The organism is Serratia sp. TSA_7, assembly GCF_052692135.1.
In genome coordinates, this window is record NZ_JBQZFU010000004.1 from 1 (window position 1) to 19,004 (window position 19,004).

At 57.8% G+C, this 19,004-nt stretch carries 20 protein-coding genes; 8 read left to right on the forward strand and 12 right to left on the reverse strand.

Annotation, left to right across the window (positions count from 1 at the left end; genetic code table 11):
- Nucleotides 1–108: 108 nt before the first annotated feature.
- The 6 genes from ACUTQW_RS14960 to ACUTQW_RS14985 all read right to left on the reverse strand — a co-directional run bounded on the left by ACUTQW_RS14960 (nucleotide 109) and on the right by ACUTQW_RS14985 (nucleotide 5,584).
- The gene (locus tag ACUTQW_RS14960; protein ID WP_006324267.1) at nucleotides 109–573 is read right to left on the reverse strand and encodes a YehS family protein; all 465 of its coding nucleotides are present in this window, start codon (nucleotides 571–573) and stop codon (nucleotides 109–111) included.
- 225 nt (nucleotides 574–798) lie between these two features.
- A complete protein-coding gene (gene phnE, locus ACUTQW_RS14965) occupies nucleotides 799–1,698 on the reverse strand; it encodes a phosphonate ABC transporter, permease protein PhnE (protein ID WP_006324266.1) in 900 nt (299 codons plus the stop codon).
- Nucleotides 1,695–2,558 carry a phosphonate ABC transporter, permease protein PhnE gene (gene phnE / locus ACUTQW_RS14970; RefSeq protein ID WP_037432466.1) on the reverse strand — a complete coding sequence of 288 codons (864 nt, stop codon included), beginning with the start codon at nucleotides 2,556–2,558 and terminating at the stop codon, nucleotides 1,695–1,697. Before phnE (ACUTQW_RS14970) ends, phnE (ACUTQW_RS14965) begins: the two co-directional genes overlap by 4 nt.
- A gap of 58 nt (nucleotides 2,559–2,616) precedes the next feature.
- Nucleotides 2,617–3,549: a phosphonate ABC transporter substrate-binding protein gene (gene phnD, locus ACUTQW_RS14975; RefSeq protein ID WP_037432463.1), complete on the reverse strand. Its 933-nt coding sequence runs from the start codon at nucleotides 3,547–3,549 to the stop codon at nucleotides 2,617–2,619.
- A 35-nt stretch (nucleotides 3,550–3,584) separates the two neighbouring features.
- A complete protein-coding gene (gene phnC / locus ACUTQW_RS14980) occupies nucleotides 3,585–4,418 on the reverse strand; it encodes a phosphonate ABC transporter ATP-binding protein (RefSeq protein ID WP_004942097.1) in 834 nt (277 codons plus the stop codon).
- 140 nt (nucleotides 4,419–4,558) lie between these two features.
- On the reverse strand, nucleotides 4,559–5,584 hold the full coding sequence (locus tag ACUTQW_RS14985) for a zinc-binding alcohol dehydrogenase family protein (protein WP_006324261.1): 1,026 nt from the start codon (nucleotides 5,582–5,584) through the stop codon (nucleotides 4,559–4,561).
- Nucleotides 5,585–5,724: 140 nt separating this feature from the next.
- Here ACUTQW_RS14985 and ACUTQW_RS14990 point away from each other — a divergent pair, with 140 nt between their 5' ends.
- Nucleotides 5,725–6,630, forward strand: a complete 906-nt coding sequence (locus tag ACUTQW_RS14990) for a GntR family transcriptional regulator (protein WP_006324260.1) — start codon at nucleotides 5,725–5,727, stop codon at nucleotides 6,628–6,630.
- A 206-nt stretch (nucleotides 6,631–6,836) separates the two neighbouring features.
- Entirely contained in the window at nucleotides 6,837–8,195 is a 1,359-nt protein-coding gene (locus ACUTQW_RS14995) for an MFS transporter (RefSeq protein ID WP_006324258.1), read from the forward strand.
- 70 nt (nucleotides 8,196–8,265) lie between these two features.
- On the opposite strand, the gene ACUTQW_RS15000 is transcribed toward ACUTQW_RS14995, so the two are convergent.
- Nucleotides 8,266–8,943 (reverse strand): helix-turn-helix transcriptional regulator, encoded by a 678-nt coding sequence (locus ACUTQW_RS15000; protein ID WP_174270203.1) that lies wholly within the window; start codon nucleotides 8,941–8,943, stop codon nucleotides 8,266–8,268.
- 88 nt (nucleotides 8,944–9,031) lie between these two features.
- Between ACUTQW_RS15000 and ACUTQW_RS15005 the strand changes: the two genes are divergently transcribed.
- The gene (locus ACUTQW_RS15005; RefSeq protein WP_064798730.1) at nucleotides 9,032–9,628 is read left to right on the forward strand and encodes a hypothetical protein; all 597 of its coding nucleotides are present in this window, start codon (nucleotides 9,032–9,034) and stop codon (nucleotides 9,626–9,628) included.
- A 171-nt stretch (nucleotides 9,629–9,799) separates the two neighbouring features.
- Here the strand turns inward: ACUTQW_RS15005 and ACUTQW_RS15010 are convergent, their stop codons facing one another.
- Nucleotides 9,800–10,729, reverse strand: coding sequence for a LysR family transcriptional regulator (locus ACUTQW_RS15010; protein ID WP_064798729.1), 930 nt, complete (start codon nucleotides 10,727–10,729; stop codon nucleotides 9,800–9,802).
- Nucleotides 10,730–10,856: 127 nt separating this feature from the next.
- On the opposite strand from ACUTQW_RS15010, the gene ACUTQW_RS15015 reads away from it, so the two are divergent.
- Nucleotides 10,857–11,603, forward strand: a complete 747-nt coding sequence (locus ACUTQW_RS15015) for an SDR family NAD(P)-dependent oxidoreductase (RefSeq protein ID WP_006324255.1) — start codon at nucleotides 10,857–10,859, stop codon at nucleotides 11,601–11,603.
- Nucleotides 11,604–11,691: 88 nt separating this feature from the next.
- On the opposite strand, the gene ACUTQW_RS15020 is transcribed toward ACUTQW_RS15015, so the two are convergent.
- From ACUTQW_RS15020 to ACUTQW_RS15035, 4 genes are all read right to left on the reverse strand, one after another.
- The gene (locus tag ACUTQW_RS15020; RefSeq protein ID WP_006324254.1) at nucleotides 11,692–12,219 is read right to left on the reverse strand and encodes a cysteine hydrolase family protein; all 528 of its coding nucleotides are present in this window, start codon (nucleotides 12,217–12,219) and stop codon (nucleotides 11,692–11,694) included.
- A 27-nt stretch (nucleotides 12,220–12,246) separates the two neighbouring features.
- Nucleotides 12,247–13,350 carry a suppressor of fused domain protein gene (locus ACUTQW_RS15025; RefSeq protein ID WP_004942081.1) on the reverse strand — a complete coding sequence of 368 codons (1,104 nt, stop codon included), beginning with the start codon at nucleotides 13,348–13,350 and terminating at the stop codon, nucleotides 12,247–12,249.
- A gap of 183 nt (nucleotides 13,351–13,533) precedes the next feature.
- Nucleotides 13,534–14,406 carry an oxygenase MpaB family protein gene (locus ACUTQW_RS15030; RefSeq protein WP_006324253.1) on the reverse strand — a complete coding sequence of 291 codons (873 nt, stop codon included), beginning with the start codon at nucleotides 14,404–14,406 and terminating at the stop codon, nucleotides 13,534–13,536.
- A 49-nt stretch (nucleotides 14,407–14,455) separates the two neighbouring features.
- On the reverse strand, nucleotides 14,456–15,427 hold the full coding sequence (locus tag ACUTQW_RS15035; RefSeq protein ID WP_006324252.1) for a quinone oxidoreductase family protein: 972 nt from the start codon (nucleotides 15,425–15,427) through the stop codon (nucleotides 14,456–14,458).
- Nucleotides 15,428–15,548: 121 nt separating this feature from the next.
- Between ACUTQW_RS15035 and ACUTQW_RS15040 the strand changes: the two genes are divergently transcribed.
- The 4 genes from ACUTQW_RS15040 (at nucleotide 15,549) to ACUTQW_RS15055 (ending at nucleotide 18,987) form a co-directional block, all read left to right on the forward strand.
- Nucleotides 15,549–16,439 carry a LysR family transcriptional regulator gene (locus ACUTQW_RS15040; protein WP_006324251.1) on the forward strand — a complete coding sequence of 297 codons (891 nt, stop codon included), beginning with the start codon at nucleotides 15,549–15,551 and terminating at the stop codon, nucleotides 16,437–16,439.
- Between the two features lie 165 nt (nucleotides 16,440–16,604).
- A complete protein-coding gene (locus tag ACUTQW_RS15045) occupies nucleotides 16,605–17,048 on the forward strand; it encodes an acetyltransferase (RefSeq protein WP_004942073.1) in 444 nt (147 codons plus the stop codon).
- Nucleotides 17,049–17,300: 252 nt separating this feature from the next.
- Entirely contained in the window at nucleotides 17,301–18,326 is a 1,026-nt protein-coding gene (locus ACUTQW_RS15050) for a methionine ABC transporter ATP-binding protein (protein WP_004942072.1), read from the forward strand.
- Nucleotides 18,319–18,987, forward strand: a complete 669-nt coding sequence (locus ACUTQW_RS15055; RefSeq protein WP_006324250.1) for a methionine ABC transporter permease — start codon at nucleotides 18,319–18,321, stop codon at nucleotides 18,985–18,987. The genes ACUTQW_RS15050 and ACUTQW_RS15055 overlap by 8 nt, the downstream gene beginning before the upstream one ends.
- Nucleotides 18,988–19,004: the final 17 nt, after the last annotated feature.

Consider the following 19,004-nt stretch of genomic DNA (forward strand, 5'->3'; position numbering starts at 1 on the left):
TTTTCCTCTGTGCGTGAGTAAAATGTGTCAACGCTATTCAGGACGGGTCAACAGAAAGAAAAAAGGCGCAATCTTGCGATTACGCCTCTAGTTACGTGAACACCTTAATTACTCGCCGCGAATGCGTTGCGCCAACCCTTTGAGGAAATAACGCAGCATCTGATCGCCGCACGGGCGGAAGTTTTTGGTGCCTTCTTTACGGAACAGCGCGCTCAGCTCCGGCTTGGAGATGCGGAACTCCACGGCGGTGAAGATCTGGTGCATGTCGGTGTCTTTCAGTTCGAACGCCACGCGCAGCTTTTTCAACACCAGATTGTTGGTGATCGGCAACTCCACTTCCGGTGCCGGGAACTTGTCGTCCTTGCCGCGCTTGAGGAACACCAGGCCGTTCAGGAAGTGCGCCATCACTTCGTCCGGGCAGTTTTCGAAACCCGGCTCGCCTTCTTTGATGACGTAAGCGCGCATCGCAGAGACCTCAACGTCGAAATTATCCAGCTTGATAATCTCGGTCATTTTGGCGTCGTTAAGACTCAGCATGTAGCGCACGCTGCGCAGCACATCGTTGTTGATCATGGAGTTAAATTGCCTTTAGCTTGTAAACCGGGGAGGTGCGCATTTGATATATACCCTATGATTTTCAAGTTGCAGCTAGGCGCCCAGCTCGCTCATCCCAGACGCTTACTCAGGTAAGTCACTGGGGTGAGCGAGTGCAGGTAACAACGCTGCGGCTTGAAAGACGACGGGTATGGCCGCACACCTTGAATATGTGCGGCAGTATAGGGATCGCCAAGGGGTTTCTCAATCGATTTGGCTTTTTTGCTGATACAGCGGGATGTCTTCGCCAATAATGTATTTGTTGCGCAGGAGCGACGACACCTTATCCATCGCCATCACTACCACCACCAGGATCAGGGTGATGAACATCACCACGTCCCAGTTCCACAACCGCATGTTCTCCGCATACACCAGGCCGATACCGCCGGCGCCGACGAAGCCCAGCACCGCCGCAGAGCGGGTGTTGGATTCAATCTGGTACAGGCTTAGCGCCAGGAAGGTGGGAAACGACTGGGTGAAAATACCGTAACGGTGCTTCTGCAAACCGTTGGCCCCCACCGCCGTCAAGCCGCGGCTGGGGGATTTATCCACCGCTTCGTGCCCTTCGGCATACAGCTTGCCGAGCAGCCCAACGTCCTGCATCACAATCGCCAGTACCCCGGCCAACGGCCCCATGCCGACGGCGCGCACGAAGATCAGCCCCCAGATCGCCATATCGATGCCGCGTAAGATATCCAGCAACCGCCGCACCGCCACCGAGATCGGCCGCAGCAGCGGCGTCGACATCACGTTGCGCGCGGCAAAGAACGACAGCGGCAAGGCGATAAGCGAAGCGGTGATGGTGCCGGCAAACACGATGCCGATGGTGATGAAGATCTGCTGGAAGTAATACATAAACGGCCAGTTGACGAAATCGTGCCAGACGAACATGCGCACAAAGTAACGGCCCAGTTGATGGCAGCCGTTAACGAACTGCGGCCAGGAGATGCCGAAGAACTGGAAGAAGAACAGATAATACAGCGCGATCGCCACGGCGATAATACCGAGGGTACGCAGATAGCGGCGCTGCTGCGAGAATATTTCCGGGTGCTGCTGTTTGAGCGTTTGCAGCTCTTGTGCCGAGAGCGTTGGTGCGGTGATCATTTTTTCCCCTCCACGACCCGTTTGCGCAGTTCGCCGGAGGTGTAATCCAGCAGCGAGACCACCAGGATAATCAGCAACAGCGTCATGCTGACCTGATCGTAGCGATCGAGCTTGATATTGGTCATCAGCTCCTGGCCGATGCCGCCCGCCCCCACCAGCCCCAGAATGGTCGACTGGCGAAAGTTGATTTCCAGCCGCATAAAGCTGTACGACAAAAACACCGGCTTCACCTGGGGCCACAGGCCGAAACGCATGCGTTGCAACGGCGTCGCGCCGCAGGCCGTCAGCCCGCGCACCGGCTTGTTGGACGCGGTTTCGATCGACTCATAAAACAGTTTTGTCAGGCTGCCGATGGTGTGCAGCGCCAGCGCCAAAAAGCCGGGGATGGCGCCAATGCCGAATGCCATCACGAACATCACCGCCCACGCCAGCTCGGGCATGGTGCGCAAAAATGCCACCAACGTGCGGATCGCCAGGCGCAGCGACGCCGGGCTGTGGGTGTTGTTAGCCGCCAGAAACGCCAGCCCCCCCGCCACCAGCACCGAAAGAAGGGTCGCCGCCAGCGCCAGTTGCAGCGTTTCCCAGATCAGCGGCAGCTGAATGTTGAGCCGATAACCCCAGTAGGCCAATGAGCCTTCGGTATGGCCATCGGCGAACAGCAGCTTCCAGTGCAGCGTCGGGACGGTTTCCGCCAGGTAATCGAAGAAGTGGGGAATGGACACCCACACGGTATGCAGGTTGAACTCGGCGATGTTGCCGGCGCCCAGGTAGAGCGCCACCAGACCGAGCGACCAGAACAGCGTCTCGCGCTTTTGCTTGCTGCGGATCTGTTGGTAGTAGTGCGCAAAATCTGTATTCAAAATAGGTTTCCGACGTGTGGAAATCAGCGGGGCTCAGCCTGGCCAAGCCCCGGCAGCATTAACGGTCGCCTTTGGTCAGCTCACGCTTCATATCGATGATGTTCTGGTATTCCGCCAGAGTGGTGTCGCCGATGTGCTGTTTGCCGCCCATTGCCTTGATAAAGCACTGGTGATCGTCCTTATCCAGCTTTTTGATGGCGGTCACAACTTTGGCTTTGAAATCGCCCGGCAGCGAGTTGCTCACCAGGATTGGGCCATTCGGGATCAGCGGCGACTGCCAGATAATGCGGATCTGTTTCATCAGGTCCGGGTGATCCATGCGGATCATGCGGGTGAACGCACCGCTGGTGTAGCCGGTGTTGTAGTCGCCGATCATCGAAGCCCAGGTCACCGCGCCTTCGAACTGGCCGTTCAGCACGCCGAGAATGTCCTGCTCATGGCCGCCGGAGAAGGTGACGCTGGAGAAGGCGTTGTTGTATTTGTTGTCCACCGTGCCGCCGAACAGTTTTTTGAACGCCTGGTTCGGGATCAGGAAGCCGGAGGTGGAATCAGGATCGGCGAAACCGATAGCTTTGCCCTTAAGATCTTCCAGCTTTTTATACGGGCTACCGGCTTTGACCACCACCACAGAGTGGTAGCCGCGGGATTGGTCAACGTCATCGACTGCGATACCGACGATGTCCACCGCTTTCGGATCCTTGATGTACACCGAGGCGAACGACGATGGCGACATGCTCAGCACCAGATCGATCTTGCCGCCCAGCAGGCCCTGGATCACCCCCGAATAGTCGGAAGAGTTGCGCATCTTGGTGTCCACGTTCAGCTCTTTGTCCAGGAACTGCTTCACGCACTGGTTATCGCCGATCTGCTGGGTGGCGTTTTGGCCACCGAGAATGCCCAGGTTCAGTTCTTTAGGTGCGTCTGCTGCGGCAGCATTAAATACCATCATCGCGCCGGCCATCAGGGTGGTCAGACTCAATACTTTTTTCATTACGGGTGCCTTGTGTGTGTAAAGGTAAAAGTGAATCAATGGATTTGATTGGCTTCTTCGCCATACAGCTGGTGCAGTATCCGTTCGTTCAGTTGCGACGGGTGCCCGTCAAACACGATTTTGCCCTGGGCGATGCCGATGACCCGGGTGCAATATTCTTTCACCAGTTCAACCGAGTGCAGGTTCACCATCACCGCGATGTCGTTTTCGCTGACTTTTTGCAGCGCATCCATAATGCGGCGGGTGTTTTTCGGATCGAGGGACGCTACCGGCTCGTCGGCCAGCAGAATTTTAGGGTTTTGCATCAGCGCACGGCAGATAGCCACCCGCTGCATTTGGCCACCCGACAGGTTTTCGGCGCGCTGCAGGGCGTGCGGCAGCATATTGAGCCATTGCAGCAGCTCGATGGCGCGCCCGCGATCGGCGTCGTCAAACAGTTTGAAGAAGGATTTCAGGGTAGAGGTGTGGCTCAGGCGGCCCAACAGTACGTTGGTCATCACGTCCAGCCGCGGCACCAGGCAGAAGTCCTGGAAGATCATGCCGCAGCGGGAACGCCACTGGCGCATCTGACGGGCGGAAAGTTGGGCGATATCCTGCGCCACGCCGTCATCTTCAAAATGCAGCATCTCGCCGCAGCTCGAAGGAATAGTGCCGTTCAGGGTATGCAGCAAGGTGGATTTGCCTGCGCCCGAGCGCCCAATCACCGCCACGAACTCGCCTGCATGCAGATCGAAGTTGATGTCGTCCAGCACGCGCTGCTGGGATTTATAGGCTTTGCCCAAGCCTTTCACCGACAGCACCTTACGTGAGGAGATCGGTTGCTGCCCTGGAAAATCGGTTGGTGCAAGTTTTAACAGTGCCTGAGCCATATGATTTCTCTGGTTTCAGTGGCTAATCATTATGGGCACCTATTAACGAATAAATTTATGACAGCGGGATGATGGTTTTATGGCTGGGAAGTGACGTATGCCGCCCGCTCGCTATAAAGCATTGAGGGGCGACGTCGGGATTAATTGAAATGGATTACGCCTTTGATCAGCTGCTTATTATTAATCACCTGCTGTTCGTAATGTTCCGCCAGGGTGTCGAAATCAAAATGGTGGGAGAGCATCATCTGCGCGGTAATTTTCCCTGCCGCCATCAAACGCCCCACCTTGGCGAAATCCTCATGGGTCGCATTGCGGCTGCCCATCAGAGTGGTTTCTTTTTTATGGAACTCCGGATCGGAGAACTGAATATCGCCCTTGAACAGCCCGACGAAAACGATGCTGCCACCGTGACGGATCAGGTTCAGGCTATTATTCATCGCGTGCGGGTTGCCGGTGGCGTCAATCACCTTGGCCGCCAGCATGCCGCTGAACCGATCGCGCAGCGCCGCGTCAAATTGCTCATCCGCCGGGTTGAGCGTCGGCAGCCCCAAGGCTTTTTCAACATGCGCCCGCCGCTCGGCGCTGGTATCGGCGACCACCACCTGCGCGCCGTCGGCGCAGGCTATCGCCGCCACGCCCAGCCCGATCGGCCCGGCCCCCACCACCAGCAGGTGATCGTCCGGTGCTATTGCCGCCCGGCGCACCGCGTGGGCGCTGATGGCGAAGGGTTCAATCAGCGCCGCCGTTTCCGGCGGCAGGTCGTCCACCGCCAGCAGATTGCCGGCCGGCACGCTCAGGAACTCGCAGAAACCGCCATCCTGATGAACGCCAATCACCGAAATATTCTCGCAGCAGTTGGTTTTGCCGCTCTGGCAGGCCCCGCAGCGCCGGCAAGAAATATACGGCATTACCGTCACGCGCTGGCCCACCCGCCAGCCGCTGACATTATTGCCGATGCTGACAATCTCGCCGCATATTTCATGGCCCAATACGCGGGGATAACTAAAGAAAGGCTGATGACCGGACCAGGCGTGAATATCCGTTCCGCAAATGCCGACGGTCATTATTTTGATCACCGCCTCCTGGTCTGCGGGCAAAGGCACCGGGCGCTGTTGATAAACCAATTTCGTCGGCTGCTCACACACTAATGTTTTCATTGTCGTCATCATCTTTCCTCCAGTCAGGTGAGAAGGTTATTCAATAAAAACGCGGCGACCGGTTATGCCAGTGGACAGAACTGTGAGGCAGCACTAAATAAACCGATTTAAATTGGTTTTAAATGCATAAAAAACACCAGAGACAGCACATGAGCAGAACCCAGGCCCTGCGGCACAACGTGGTTAACCAGATGATCGACGGCATTAACGGCCGCCATCTTCGCTCGCCACTGCCTTCACAGGCGGCATTGGCCGAAATGTATAACATCAGCCGCACCACGGTACGCCACACGCTGGCCCACCTCGACCGGCGCGGGGTGTTGGAAAAGGTCGGCGATGACTATGTGATTGTACGGCCACCGCAGGCAGAGGACGGCTTCGAGTGCGTGAACCCTTCGCTGGAAGACCAGGACAAGCAGTTCAAGAAAAGCTTCTATCAGATGATTAACCAAAAGCAGCTGCGCGCCGGCGACAGTTTCAGCGAGCTGCAACTGTCGCGCATCGCCAACGTCAGCCCGCTGGTGGTGCGGGAATTCCTGTTGCACTTTAGCCGTTATAACCTGATCGAAACTGTCAAGCGCGGCCAGTGGCGCATGAAAAAGTTTGATCAAAACTATGCCGAGCAGCTGTTTGAACTGCGCCAGATGCTGGAAACTCACGCCCTGTCGCGCTTTATCAATTTGCCCGCCGACGACGAACGCTGGTTGCAGGCCAGGGAGCTGTTGAGCCGCCACCGCCAGCTGCGGGAAAGCATCAGCGACAGCTACCGCCTGTTCTCCCAGTTGGATCGCGACTTCCACGGGCTTATCCTCTCCGCCGCCAACAACCCGTTTTTCAATCAGTCGCTGGAGATCATTTCGGTGATTTTCCACTTCCACTACCAGTGGGATGAAACCGACCTGAAACAGCGCAATATCATTGCCATCGAAGAACATATGATCATCCTCAGCGCGTTGATCTGCCGCAATGACCAGGAAGCGATCAACGCGCTGCATCGCCACTTGGACACGGCCAAGCAATCGATGATCCGCTCCATCAATCAGGACGTCGCCTGATCGCTTTTTATCGATAAAAAACACCGAATGCGGCATTTAAAACCGATAAAGAGCAGCAAAATAGTAACTGCCGCACGGAACCGCGACAAAAACGCATCGCTAAAATATCCCTCCATCTAGGCTTACTGCCGACCGCCTGCTAATGCACCACCCAGGGGAATACCCGGAATAATAAATATTATTAATGCGAAATTCTGGAGGCAAAGATGGAAAGAACCACCACCGTTGACAGCGGAAAAGAACAGATTGACCCTTATTCAGATCACATCATTCCGATGCCGCCAAACGGCCTGCTGGTACGTTCGGCGAGAATTAAAAAAATCCAGACCACCGCCATGCTGTTGCTGTTTTTCGCCGCCATCATCAACTTCCTTGACCGCAGTTCGCTGTCGGTCGCGAATTCCACCATCCGGGAGGAAATGGGCCTGAGCGGTACCGAAATCGGCCTGCTGCTTTCGGCGTTTTCATTGGCTTACGGCATCGCCCAACTGCCCTGCGGCTTGCTGCTGGATCGTAAAGGCCCGCGCATTATGCTGGGGGTGGGAATGTTCGTCTGGTCGGTGTTCCAGACGCTGTCCGGCATGATCCACAATTTCACCCAGTTTATCTGGGTGCGCATCGGGTTGGGGATCGGCGAAGCGCCGATGAACCCGTGCGGCGTGAAGGTGATCAACGACTGGTTTAACATCAAACATCGCGGTATGCCGATGGGGGTTTTCAACTCGGCGTCCACCATTGGCATGGCGATCAGCCCGCCGATCCTCACCGCCATGATGCTGGCCTTCGGCTGGCGCGGGATGTTCATCACCATCGGCGTGCTGGGGATCGCGCTGTCGATCGGGTGGTATATGCTGTATCGCAACCGCCAGGACATCGACCTGAGCGCCCAGGAACAGGCCTATCTGAATGCCGGCAGCGTCAGCGCGCGGCGCGAACCGATGAACTTCCGCGAGTGGCGCTCGTTATTCAAAAATCGCACCATGTGGGGCATGATGATCGGCTTTAGCGGCATCAACTACACCGCGTGGCTGTATCTGGCCTGGCTGCCGGGCTACCTGCAAACCACCTACCATCTGGATCTGAAAAGCACCGGGTTGATGAGCGCCATTCCGTTCCTGTTCGGCGCTGCCGGCATGCTGTCGAACGGCTTTGTCACCGACTTCCTGGTTCGCCGTGGCATGGTGCCGCTGAAAAGCCGCAAAATCTGCATCGTGGCCGGCATGTTGCTGTCCGCGTCTTTCACCGCCATTGTGCCGCAGGCCACCACCACCTACAGCGCCGTTGTGCTGCTCGGCATGGCGCTGTTTTGCATCCACTTTGCCGGCACCTCCTGCTGGGGCTTGATCCACGTGGCGGTAACCTCGCGCATGACCGCCTCGGTCGGTAGCATTCAGAACTTCGCCAGCTTTATTTTTGCCTCGTTCGCCCCGGTGATCACCGGCTTTATCCTGGATACCACCCACTCCTTTAAACTGGCGCTTATTCTTTGCGCCTGCTTCACCGTCATCGGCGCGCTATCCTATCTCTTCGTGGTGAAACACCCGATTGTCGACAGCGCGGCCTGACCTGCGTCCTTGCAATGCCGCCGGTGCTGGCGGCATTGCAAGGCGCCTTCTGACAGGCTTTTTCTCCCGTCTAAAGTGTTTTGAGGTAGTCCTCAAATAGCTTCCCGCTCTCAGGCCTGAAATGTTGGCCTGTTCCCACCGCCAAAGTGATGTTATCTACCCGCAGATTACGAAAATCGGAGCGCTTTTCGCACCAGACCGTCAATAACCACACAGAGTCGAATACCGTCAAACCCAGCGGGCGGACTATCCGATCGCTCTCTCTTCCTTGCAGATCGACATAATTGATGTTCAGTTGAAGCTTCTTACGAATCGCCTGGCGGAGAAACGCGAGGTGTTTCATCGCTTTCTCACTTTCCTCCGTAGGCCGAGAGACGGCTCTGAGAGGGAGTCGTTTATAAATGTCTATTTTTTTGACATCGATGACTGAACCGATCTTTGCTGAAACCCGGGTTGCCGCTGCGGAAAGTACATCATCGCCCCGCGCCCCTATCAGCCGCATTCCGAGCATAATCGCGTCCAATTCGTCGGGGTCAAAATTAAGCGGCGGGAGGAAATACTCTTTTTCAAGCAAATAACCCAAACCCGATTCGCCACGCACGGGAGCCCCGATCGCCTGCAGCGTTGCCATGTCCCTGTAGATGGTTCTTACAGACACATCTAAAGCCTGAGCCAATACTTCAGCCGATACCGGGTGTACGCGACAGCGAAGATGCTCAAGTAAAGTGAAGAGCCGAATAGTTTTCATCACAAGAGCTTACATCACCCTGACAAAAACTGTCAGGGGGGGTGTCATAGGATCAAGACTTCATATCATCCTGATAACGGAGTTAATAATGACGACCCCTTGTTACGAAATAGTCACCTATAAGGTGAAAAACCCACAAGCTGCGGATTCGGCCAGAGCGCTTGCGCAGAGCCTGCTGAAACATTTTCCTGGATTTGTCGACTGGATTGCATTTTCAGGGAGGGATATGGCTGACGAACGCGTTGACCTCGTTGTCTGGAACAGCGCTGAAGAAGCCCTGGCGGCAGCAAAAGCCGTTGGCAATCAACCTGAATTCTCCAGTTTCAGATCTTCTGTCAGCAGTTTGCACAGCATGGGGCACTATGCCGGACAGAGGGAGCAAACGCCGTCGTTGAAAACAGGTCATGGCATCGAAATAGGGAGATTTCGCTTGAAACCGGGTATTCGCGAGAGCGACATGCGTAACGTTTATAATCGAATGGTAGAAAATCACCTTGCGCTACAGCCTGGATGGAAGAGCCAGCATCTGGTCAGTCTGGGCGATGGGGTATTTGTCGATCTCGCCTTTGCCGACGACCGGCAGCATGCAGAAGCGATTTGCGCATCCTGGCAGGGGCAGGCTGTCTGTGACGCCTTTTTGGACATGATTGAACCAGAGAGCATGGAGTTTGGTTCGTTATGCTAACCCCTGAAGAGGGGCAAACCGGTCTATCAAGATAAAGTAACGGACCTCTTGCCGCCGCATACCTAAACATATGCGGCGGCAAGAGGCGGACAATCCTGGCCGGCAGCCATGAGAGCTTGAGTGAAATGCCATAAGCATTGGCAATCGCCCCTCTCTCACCACCGTACATATTTATGATTTCCCGGCAATCGTGCCCACAACCTCACGCCGATAGGCCGCCGCCTGTTCCGCGGCGATACGGCAAAACGCGTCGGTCAATGGCGAGGGCGTTTGCCATGCCAGCGCCAGCGTATAAGGCACCGGGCTGCCCACGCCGCTCAATTCGCGAAACACCACGCCGGGGGACTTGAGCACGGCAAACAGCGCAGGCATCAGCGCAATCCCTACGCCACCGGCCACCAACCCACCGATAGTCTGCATCTGCCGCGCCTCTTGCACGATACGCGGGCTGAATCCCGCCACCGCACAGGCTTGCAGGATTGCCGCGTGCATGCCCGGCCCGTAATGCGCCGGAAACAGCAACCACGGCTCATCGGCCAGATCGCGCAGCGTCACTTGCCGTTGTGCCGCCAACGGGTGGTGATCCGGCAGCGCCAGTACCATACGATCAGACAAGAAAGGCTGGATCTGCAGGCCCTCCTGCGGTGCCACCGGCAACACCACCATGCCGATATCGGCGCGATCGTCGCGCAGGGCGATCAGTTGCTCGGCGGTCGTCGCTTCCTGCAGGTGAAACTCCGCCAGAGGATGTTCGAGGCGAAACTGCCGCAGGATCCCCGGCAACAGGGCGTTCACCGTGCTGTCGACAAAGGTCAGCCGCAGCGATTCAGTCAGGCCACGCGCCGCCCGCCGGGTATTGCCCAGAGTGCGTTCGAACTGCGCCAGGGTACGCCGCGCCTCGATCAAAAACACCTGCCCCGCTTCGGTAATGCGCGTGATGCGGTTGCCGCGCTCCAGCAACGGCACGCCCAGCTCCTGCTCAATTTTTCTGATGGCTGCGGTCAGCGGCGGCTGCGCCATATGCAGGCGCTCGGCGGCGCGGTGAAAGCTCATCTCTTCGGCCACGGCAATAAACTGCCTAAGTTGGCGTAGCTCAATCACGCGATACCTTTTTCGTATTTTGAAAGCATAAATAGAGTATTGGATGTATCAATGCCAAAAGCCAATACTTTTCCTGACCGCCGGGCCACGTCATTCCGGGGTGGGCGGCGGTGAATGAGGATCGGTTATGACGCAACGTACAGCAATTATCACCGGCGGCTCCAGCGGCATTGGGCTGGCTATCGCCCAGCAGTTGGCACAACAGGATTACCGCATCGCCATCGTGGCGCGTGACCCCCAGCGTCTGCAGCAGGCCGCCCGGCAAATTGGCCCCGGCACCCGGCACTATGCGGCGGACTTGAGCCGCCGCGGTGAGGTGGAAGAGGTGGTCGCACGGCTGGCGGAAGATCTCGGTACGGTGGATGTGCTGGTCAACAACGCTGGTTTTACCCGAGTGATTGCGGCCGACACGCCGCTGGCACAGGCCGAGCGCGAATGGGATGCGGTGATCGAGGGTAACCTGAAAAGTACCTTTTTGTTCACCCTGGCGATGCTGCCGCACCTGCGCAAACCGGGCGGACGCATCATTAACCTGAGTTCGATTGCCGCCCAATGCGGCAGCGGCAGCCCCGGTGCGCTGGGCTATTCCGCCGCCAAAGCCGGCGTGCAGGGTTTTACCCTCAATCTGGCGCGCGAGCTGGGCCCGCAGGGGATTACCGTTAATGCCATTGCGCCGGGTTTTATCGCGGATACACGCTTCTTCGGTGCCGGGCTGCCGCAGGAACGCATTGATGCCATTGCGGCAGAAACGCCGCTGGCGCGCACTGGCCGGGTAGAAGATATTGCCGCCGCCGCCTTGTGGCTCGCCTCGGAACAGGCTTCATTTATCACCGGCACCATCACCTCGATTAACGGCGGCGCGCGGGTCGGCTGAAAAATCCTGGTGCGGCGGTATATAAAGCGGGAGTGAAAGAAAATGCACGGCCCGGAACGCAGATTCCGGGCCTGTTTTTATCTGGCGATCAGAAGAGGATTTCCGCCGCCGGCAGCGCGTCGATAAGTACGCCAAAGCTCTCGATATTCGATAACGTGGCGTTGTGATGGGCACGAATTTGCAGGCCCGTCGCATGCGGTTTGTCGTGGCTGGTGTGGGCATCCGCCGCCAGCGTGACCGGGTAGCCAAGCCCGGCGGCGCGGCGGGTGGTGGTGTCCACGCAGAACTCGGTGGAATAGCCGCAAATCACCAGGTGAGTTACGCCGTTGGCGATCAACAGCGGCCCCAACCCGGTGCGCAGGAACGAATCCGGCGTGGTTTTTTCCACCCGATGATCGCCGGCTTTCACCTGCAATGCGGGGTCAATCTGCCAGGCATCGCTGCCGTGCGCCAGCTCTTCGTCAGCCGTGCGATGCTGGATAAAAATCACCGGCACGCCGGCCAGGCGGGCGCGATCGCTCAGTGCGTTAATCCGGCCAAGCGTCGCTTCGGCATCCGCCGGCGGTGGCGTAAACAACCCTTTCTGCACATCGATAATCAACAACGCTGACTTCATGATGGATCCCCTGAGAAAAATTCCCTCTCAACATACCGGTTGGCGTGGGCGGAAGATATGATCAACGCCCTGCTCGCGCAGCTTGTTCACCAGATCGTGGCCGCCGTTCGGCGTGGCATGCGCCAGCAGACGCTCGGCTTCAAATACCGGGCTGGCCCAGAAAATGTTCACCGGATCGCCATACTGTTCCGGCAGCCTCAGATGGTCATTGTAGGGATAAAACGCCGAGGACAGTACGTAGCCTTCATAACCCAGCGGCGCCACCTCCGACTCCAGCGTATGCCCTTCGCCAAACCAGGTGATTTTCGCCCAAGGGACGTGCGCGAACCCGGCCAGCGCGCTGGCCATCTGCACCGCGTTCTCTTCGGTCATGTACTGGCCGTCGATGGCGATGCCCATTTCCATGCGGCGATAACGGCTGGCATCGTCGTTAAACAGAATGTCTACCCAGGGCATCGGCCGAATGCTGACGCCCATGGTGAGAAAATAATAAATACCGTCGCGTTCGTGCTGGGTAATCGCCATCGGCGGCCATTTGCCTTGATCGATGGCGTAGTATTTTACCGAAGGGCCAAAATGCTGCTCATAACGCGCCTGATAATCGCTCTGCATTTTGGGCCACGGGTTGCCCTCCTCGCGCTGCCAACTGCGCCAGAACTGGCGGGTGTTTTCCGCCAGCGCATACTGGGTGTTGGTGGAGGCCGAACCGAGCGGATAAACCAGCGGGCTCTCTTTGATGCAACTGGCGGAATAGCACACCGAATGGTCGATATACAGGCTCCAGCCGGGGATCACTGCCAGCAGTTGGCCGTAATACCACAGCGCCGCGCCGTCGTCGCTTTCGCTCCAGACCACCGTCAGCCCTTCCGGGTTCAGCGGCGCTTCCCCTTCCAGATTGCGGCAAAACTCGGCCGCCAGCATGGGCGGTTGGCCCCGTTCAAGCGCGGCGCGATCTTCCTGCAAGGGTGCAGCCGCCAGATTACGCAGCCAGCAGGCGCGCACCTGAAAACGCTCGCCGTTTTCTTCCGCAGGGTAAATGTAAAAATAGGCTGCCCGGTGATCTTGCTGAACCACCGCCACCAGCGTCTGATTCTCATTACTGACTTCAGCAAGTACGTATGACTCGTTCATATCACCTCAACAATGGGGTCACGGCGCAGAATAATGCTGCGCACTAATAAATTGGAATTCGGCTTTTCCCAAGTGTAAAGCGCATCCATGGCCGGATCACCCGTAAAAGTCTCAAAAATGACCATAAACGGGGATAAAACATTGGGTTATTGGTAATAACTATAGTGCTTATGGCGACGGGGCTTACGCCGGTTTGTTAATTCGCCGTACGGCGCGCTGATAGGACCCGTTGCGCATCGAGGCGCGCAGCACCTTACCGACACCGCCTACGCCCACTCTCACCAGGCGCCGCCGCAGCGTGCCGGGATAAAAATCAAACTGCCGCTGCGCCCAGTCGGGCAGCAGGTCGATGCCCGCCTGCATCACCAGCCAACCCAAGGGCCGTGCCAATGCGCTCGGCGCCGGGGCGGCCAGCAGAATGCGCGCCACTTCGCGCGTGCGTTCATCGCACACCAGTTGCGGCCGCATCCGTTGCAGATAGTCGGCCACCGCCGCGCGGGAAATGGGAATATCGCGCGCGCCCAGAGCGGCGGCAACGCGCGCCGTCTCCTGGTAATAGCGATCTTGCAATTCGTGAGAAAGATGCGGGTTGCGGTAACGCAGGTGGCTCGCCAGGAAGCAGCTGCTTTCCACCACGTGTACCCAGGTAAGCAAATCGGGGTCGCTGGCGGCATAGGGCCTGCCGTCATTGCTGACGCCGGTCACTTGCAGATGAATGGCCCGCACCTTGGCGATCAGCCGTTCGGCTTCTGCGGTGGGGCCAAAGGTGGTGACGGAGACAAACTGGCTGGTGCGGCGCAGGCGGCCAAGCATGTCTTCGCGAAAATTGGAGTGATCCCACACCCCGGCCAACGCCAGCGGGTGCAGCATTTGCAGCAGCAAGGCGCTGACGCCGCCGCACAGCATTGAGGTGAAATCGCAGTGTACCGGCCAAATGACCGACTGCGGGCCAAACAGGCCGGGGTCACCCGCCGGGTTTTCGAAATCTATGCCGCCGAGCGCCAGCCCGGTCAGGCCGATCACCTGTTTTTCTATCGCTGCGCGTAGTGCTTCCATCCTGCCTGGCCCCTTTATTATCCGGTGGCCAGTGTATCACGCGGCGGTTTTAGTCCTGCTCGTTGAGCAAAACAATCTTGCCGGCAAAGCTGCGATCCTCCAGCCGGCGGTGGGCAGCCGCGCCTTCGCTCAGCGGGAAAGTCTCGATATGCGGCAGCGTAAATTCGCCGTTCTGCCAACTGGCGAACAACCGTTCTGCCCGCTCGCGGCGCGCGACGCCGCTATTGAGGTAGGTCCAGAGATCGCCGCCCACCACGCCTTTGGAATCCATCATCAGGTGATAAGCCGAGATCGCCGGTGCCTCGCCCCCCGCCATACCGAAAGTCACCACCCGGCCGCCGGGGCGCAGCGCGTCAATGCTTTGCTGTAGCGTGATGCCGACCGAATCAAAACCGTACTCGACACCGCCGTCGGTCAACGCGGCGATTTGCGCCACCCAGTCCTGCTGGTAGGTAAAGGCCGCCGTCGCGCCATTCTTCAGTGCAATCTGCTGTTTGTGCGCCGAAGACACCAGCGCATAAACCTGCGCGCCGCGCGCCACCAGCATCCGGGTCAATATTTGCCCGACGCCGCCGGCCGCCGCATGCACCAACGCGCGATCGCCCGCACGCACCTGCACGCTGTCGTTAATCAGGTACTGCGCCGTCAGCCCCTGCAACAAAATCGAGGCGGCCTCAACGTCGCTCAACGCCTGCGGCAACCGCAACGCATGATCCACCGGCACGTTGATGCGCGTGGCATGGCAGAAAGGCACGTCGGCAAAGCCAACCCGCTCTCCCACCTGCCAACCGTCAACGCCCTCTCCCACGGCGATAATGGTGCCGACGCCTTCGTAACCGCCGATATGCGGCGGCTTGCCGTGCAGCACATAATTGCCCTTGCGGCGGTAGATATCGGCGAAGTTAAGCCCGGCGGCCCCCATCCGTACCTGCACCGCGCCTGCCGGTACCGGTGGCGTCGGCAGCTCAAGGTATTCGAGCACATCTGGCCCGCCAAATCGTTCAAAGGTTAATGCCTGCATGGTGTTACTCCGGGAATTTTTCGCCAATAACGCACTGGCGGTCGTTACCCTCCAGTATCCCAGAGCGCTATACTGCCGAAAAGTGGCCCACAGGGCATTCAGAAAACACCCGAGGTTTATAATGGATCGTTTAACCAGCATGGCGGTGTTTGTGCGGGTGGTGGAAAAAGGCAGCTTTGTCGCCGCCGCCGACGAGATGGCGATTTCCCCCACGATGGTCGGCAAGCATATTCGCTATCTGGAACAGCGGCTGAACGCGCCGTTGCTGAACCGCACCACTCGCAGGCAAGGGTTGACCGAGGCCGGTCGGGTCTTCTATGAACGCTGCCGCCGCCTGCTGGCCGATGCCGACGCCGCCGAAGCCAGCGCAAGGGCGCTGTTAAGCTCGCCCAGCGGGCTGTTGCGCATCAGCGCGCCGGTCACCTTCGGTAACCGCGTTTTGACGCCGATCCTCACCGAGTTCCTGCAACAACACCCGGACGTAGAAGCGGAGGTAGTGCTGTCGGACCGCAAGGTGGATTTGATTGAGGAAAGATACGAAGCCGCGTTTCGCATCGGGCCGGTCGCGGATGACGGCCTGGTGGCACGCGCCCTGCCCGATTACCGCATGACGCTGGCGGCCTCTCCCGGTTATCTGGCGCAGCATGGCGTCCCAAGACGGCCGGAGCAGCTCAGCGAACACTGTTGCTTTGGCTTTAGTCAGTGGGACGGCAATCATTTTTGGCGGCTGCAAGGCGCGCAGGGGGAAATCAGCGTGCCGGTCAGGCCAAGGCTGCGCATGGACTCCGGCGAAGGGGTACGCCGTGCGGCGCTGGCCGGTTTCGGCATTGCGCTGCATGCCGCCATGTTGCTGGATGAAGATATCGCCGCCGGCCGACTGGTGCGCGTGCTGCCGGACTATTCGCCGCTGCCGCGGCCGATGCATCTGGTCTATCTGCCCGAACGGCGGCAATCGCCCAAGCTGGAAGCCTTTATCGCCCTGACCGTCGCCAGACTGTGGGGGCGCGCATAAATGCGCAATGCGGCGGTTGAAACGGACACCGCACTGAATTACATTTTCTGTCCGACTCACTGCAGAGGCGTTTTTGCAGGGCGTTAACCCACGTTAATTCGGCATTAACCCCACAAACCTCTATCTAATTTTTGTTTTTCTTCAACTTAGATAGCAGAGACTTCGATGATTATCATTAGAGCACGCGCGGCGGAAGACAACGCGCAACTGGCAGATATTTGGCAGCGTTCGGTGCGCGCCACCCACCACTTTCTGACCGAAGATAACATTACCCAACTGTTCCCGCTGGTGCTGAACGATTACCTGCCGACGGTCAACGTTTGGGTGGCGGAAGATCGCCCCGGTCACCCTTGCGGCTTTATCGGGCTGAGCGGCAACAAGGTGGAAATGCTGTTTATCGACGCGGAACAGCGCGGCAAAGGGGTCGGCAGAGCGCTGCTGGCGCATGCCGAAACGCTGCACGATGAGCTGTTGCTGGACGTCAATGAGCAAAACCCGCAGGCCAGCGGATTTTACCGCCATTACGGTTTTGAGATCACCGGCCGTTCGGCGCTCGACGGCCAGGGCAATCCCTTCCCGCTGCTTCATATGAAGCTCGACAAGCGTTAAATAAAACAAATCGGCCAAGGTTTACCTTGGTCGATTTTTTGTCATCACTTCCTCTCATGATTTGATATACCAAATCAGAATAACTAATAGATTTTACATTCTTCCTGTCACTATAAACCCCCGGTAGGATTGGCCCCGTATTCACCAGAAACAGAGGTTCCGCCTGCCTTTTACCCCCAGAATCCGCCCCCTTTCCGGCGTGACTCGCTCCGGGCGGAATGCTGTGATGTTTTGATAAGGATTGGCTGTTCTATGATCGTTCTTTCGAACGTTTGCAAAACTTTTGACAGCGCGCAGGGCCGCGTTGTCGCGGTTGATGACGTCAACCTGGCCGTGGAGGCCGGGCAAATCTACGGCATCATCGGTTACAGCGGTGCGGGCAAAAGTACCCTGATCCGCCTGCTTAACGGGTTGGAAACCCCCACCAGCGGCAGTATTGAAGTCGATGGTTTCGATATCGCCCGCGCCAAAGGCAACCAACTGCGCCAGGCGCGGTTGAAAATCAGCATGGTGTTTCAACACTTCAATCTGTTGTGGTCACGCACCGTCAGCCAAAATATCGCCTTCTCCATGCAAATCGCCGGGGTGCCCAAAGCGCAAATCAAGCAGCGGGTGGCGGAACTGGTCGCGCTGGTTGGCCTGCAGGGCCGCGAGGATGCCTACCCTTCGCAGCTCAGCGGCGGGCAGAAACAGCGCGTCGGCATTGCCCGCGCGTTGGCCAATAACCCTGGCGTGCTGTTGTGCGATGAAGCCACCTCGGCGCTCGATCCCCAGACCACCGATTCGATTCTCGATCTGCTGCTGGATATCAACCGTAAGCTGAACCTGACCATTGTGCTGATCACCCATGAAATGCACGTGGTCCGCAAAATCTGCCACCGCGTGGCGGTGATGGAAAACGGCCGCATCGTCGAGGAAGGCCCGGTGATCGATGTCTTTACCCAGCCGCAGCAGCCGATTACCCGGCAGTTCGTTAAACAGGTTTCGCAGTATCAGGAAACCGAAGAGAACTTCAATCCATTGCTGGCTCAACATCTGCCCGGGGCCATTTTCAAGCTGACCTTTGTCGGCATGCAAACCCATCAGGCGGTGATTTCCGATGTGATCCAGCGCTACCGGGTGACCATCAACATCCTGCACGGCAAAATCAGCCACACCCTGAACGGGTCGTTCGGCGAGCTGTATATCCATGCGGAAGGCAACGACCTGCAAATCGACAACATGCTGAAATTATTGAAAGAACGAGATATCGCCGTTGAGGTCATCAAACATGATTGAGTCACTGTTCCCTCACCTGCGTATTGATCAGTTGCTGAACGCCACCTGGGAAACCCTGTATATGACCGGCATCGCCGGGCTGGCAACGCTGGTGCTCGGCATGTTGTTGGGAGTGATCCTGTTTCTGACCTCCCGGGGCCAGCTGTTGCAGAACCGCACGGTCTATTCGCTGATTTCGGTGCTGGTCAACGTGTTCCGCTCCATCCCCTTCATCATTCTGATTGTGCTGCTGATCCCGTTCACCAAGGCGCTGATCGGCACTATTTTGGGGGCCGACGCCGCCCTGCCGGCACTGATTGTCGGCGCTGCGCCTTTTTATGCCCGGTTGGTGGAGATTGGCCTGCGCGAGGTGGACAAAGGCGTGATTGAAGCGGCGCGCTCCATGGGCGCCAAAACCGGCACCATCATCTTCCGCGTGCTGCTGCCGGAGTCTTCTCCGGCGCTGGTTTCCGGCATTACCGTCACCCTGATCGCACTGGTGAGCTACACCGCGATGGCCGGGGTGATAGGTGCCGGCGGGCTGGGTAACCTGGCCTATCTGGAAGGGTTTCAACGCAACCACGGTGACGTGACGCTGGTAGCGACGCTGACGATTTTATTGATCGTTTTCGTTATCCAGTTCATTGGCGACACCATTACAACAACGCTCGATAAACGATAAATAACTCAGGAATAATG

Excerpts from the sequence above, each read along its gene's own strand:
- ACUTQW_RS14960 (WP_006324267.1), bottom strand. The coding sequence starts at position 573 with ATGATCAACAACGATGTGCTGCGCAGCGTGCGCTACATGCTGAGTCTT.
- phnE (WP_006324266.1), bottom strand. The coding sequence starts at position 1,698 with ATGATCACCGCACCAACGCTCTCGGCACAAGAGCTGCAAACGCTCAAA.
- phnD (WP_037432463.1), bottom strand. The coding sequence starts at position 3,549 with ATGAAAAAAGTATTGAGTCTGACCACCCTGATGGCCGGCGCGATGATG.
- phnC (WP_004942097.1), bottom strand. The coding sequence starts at position 4,418 with ATGGCTCAGGCACTGTTAAAACTTGCACCAACCGATTTTCCAGGGCAG.
- ACUTQW_RS14985 (WP_006324261.1), bottom strand. The coding sequence starts at position 5,584 with ATGACGACAATGAAAACATTAGTGTGTGAGCAGCCGACGAAATTGGTT.
- ACUTQW_RS14990 (WP_006324260.1), top strand. The coding sequence starts at position 5,725 with ATGAGCAGAACCCAGGCCCTGCGGCACAACGTGGTTAACCAGATGATC.
- ACUTQW_RS14995 (WP_006324258.1), top strand. The coding sequence starts at position 6,837 with ATGGAAAGAACCACCACCGTTGACAGCGGAAAAGAACAGATTGACCCT.
- ACUTQW_RS15000 (WP_174270203.1), bottom strand. The coding sequence starts at position 8,943 with ATGAAAACTATTCGGCTCTTCACTTTACTTGAGCATCTTCGCTGTCGC.
- ACUTQW_RS15005 (WP_064798730.1), top strand. The coding sequence starts at position 9,032 with ATGACGACCCCTTGTTACGAAATAGTCACCTATAAGGTGAAAAACCCA.
- ACUTQW_RS15015 (WP_006324255.1), top strand. The coding sequence starts at position 10,857 with ATGACGCAACGTACAGCAATTATCACCGGCGGCTCCAGCGGCATTGGG.
- ACUTQW_RS15020 (WP_006324254.1), bottom strand. The coding sequence starts at position 12,219 with ATGAAGTCAGCGTTGTTGATTATCGATGTGCAGAAAGGGTTGTTTACG.
- ACUTQW_RS15025 (WP_004942081.1), bottom strand. The coding sequence starts at position 13,350 with ATGAACGAGTCATACGTACTTGCTGAAGTCAGTAATGAGAATCAGACG.
- ACUTQW_RS15030 (WP_006324253.1), bottom strand. The coding sequence starts at position 14,406 with ATGGAAGCACTACGCGCAGCGATAGAAAAACAGGTGATCGGCCTGACC.
- ACUTQW_RS15035 (WP_006324252.1), bottom strand. The coding sequence starts at position 15,427 with ATGCAGGCATTAACCTTTGAACGATTTGGCGGGCCAGATGTGCTCGAA.
- ACUTQW_RS15040 (WP_006324251.1), top strand. The coding sequence starts at position 15,549 with ATGGATCGTTTAACCAGCATGGCGGTGTTTGTGCGGGTGGTGGAAAAA.
- ACUTQW_RS15045 (WP_004942073.1), top strand. The coding sequence starts at position 16,605 with ATGATTATCATTAGAGCACGCGCGGCGGAAGACAACGCGCAACTGGCA.
- ACUTQW_RS15050 (WP_004942072.1), top strand. The coding sequence starts at position 17,301 with ATGATCGTTCTTTCGAACGTTTGCAAAACTTTTGACAGCGCGCAGGGC.
- ACUTQW_RS15055 (WP_006324250.1), top strand. The coding sequence starts at position 18,319 with ATGATTGAGTCACTGTTCCCTCACCTGCGTATTGATCAGTTGCTGAAC.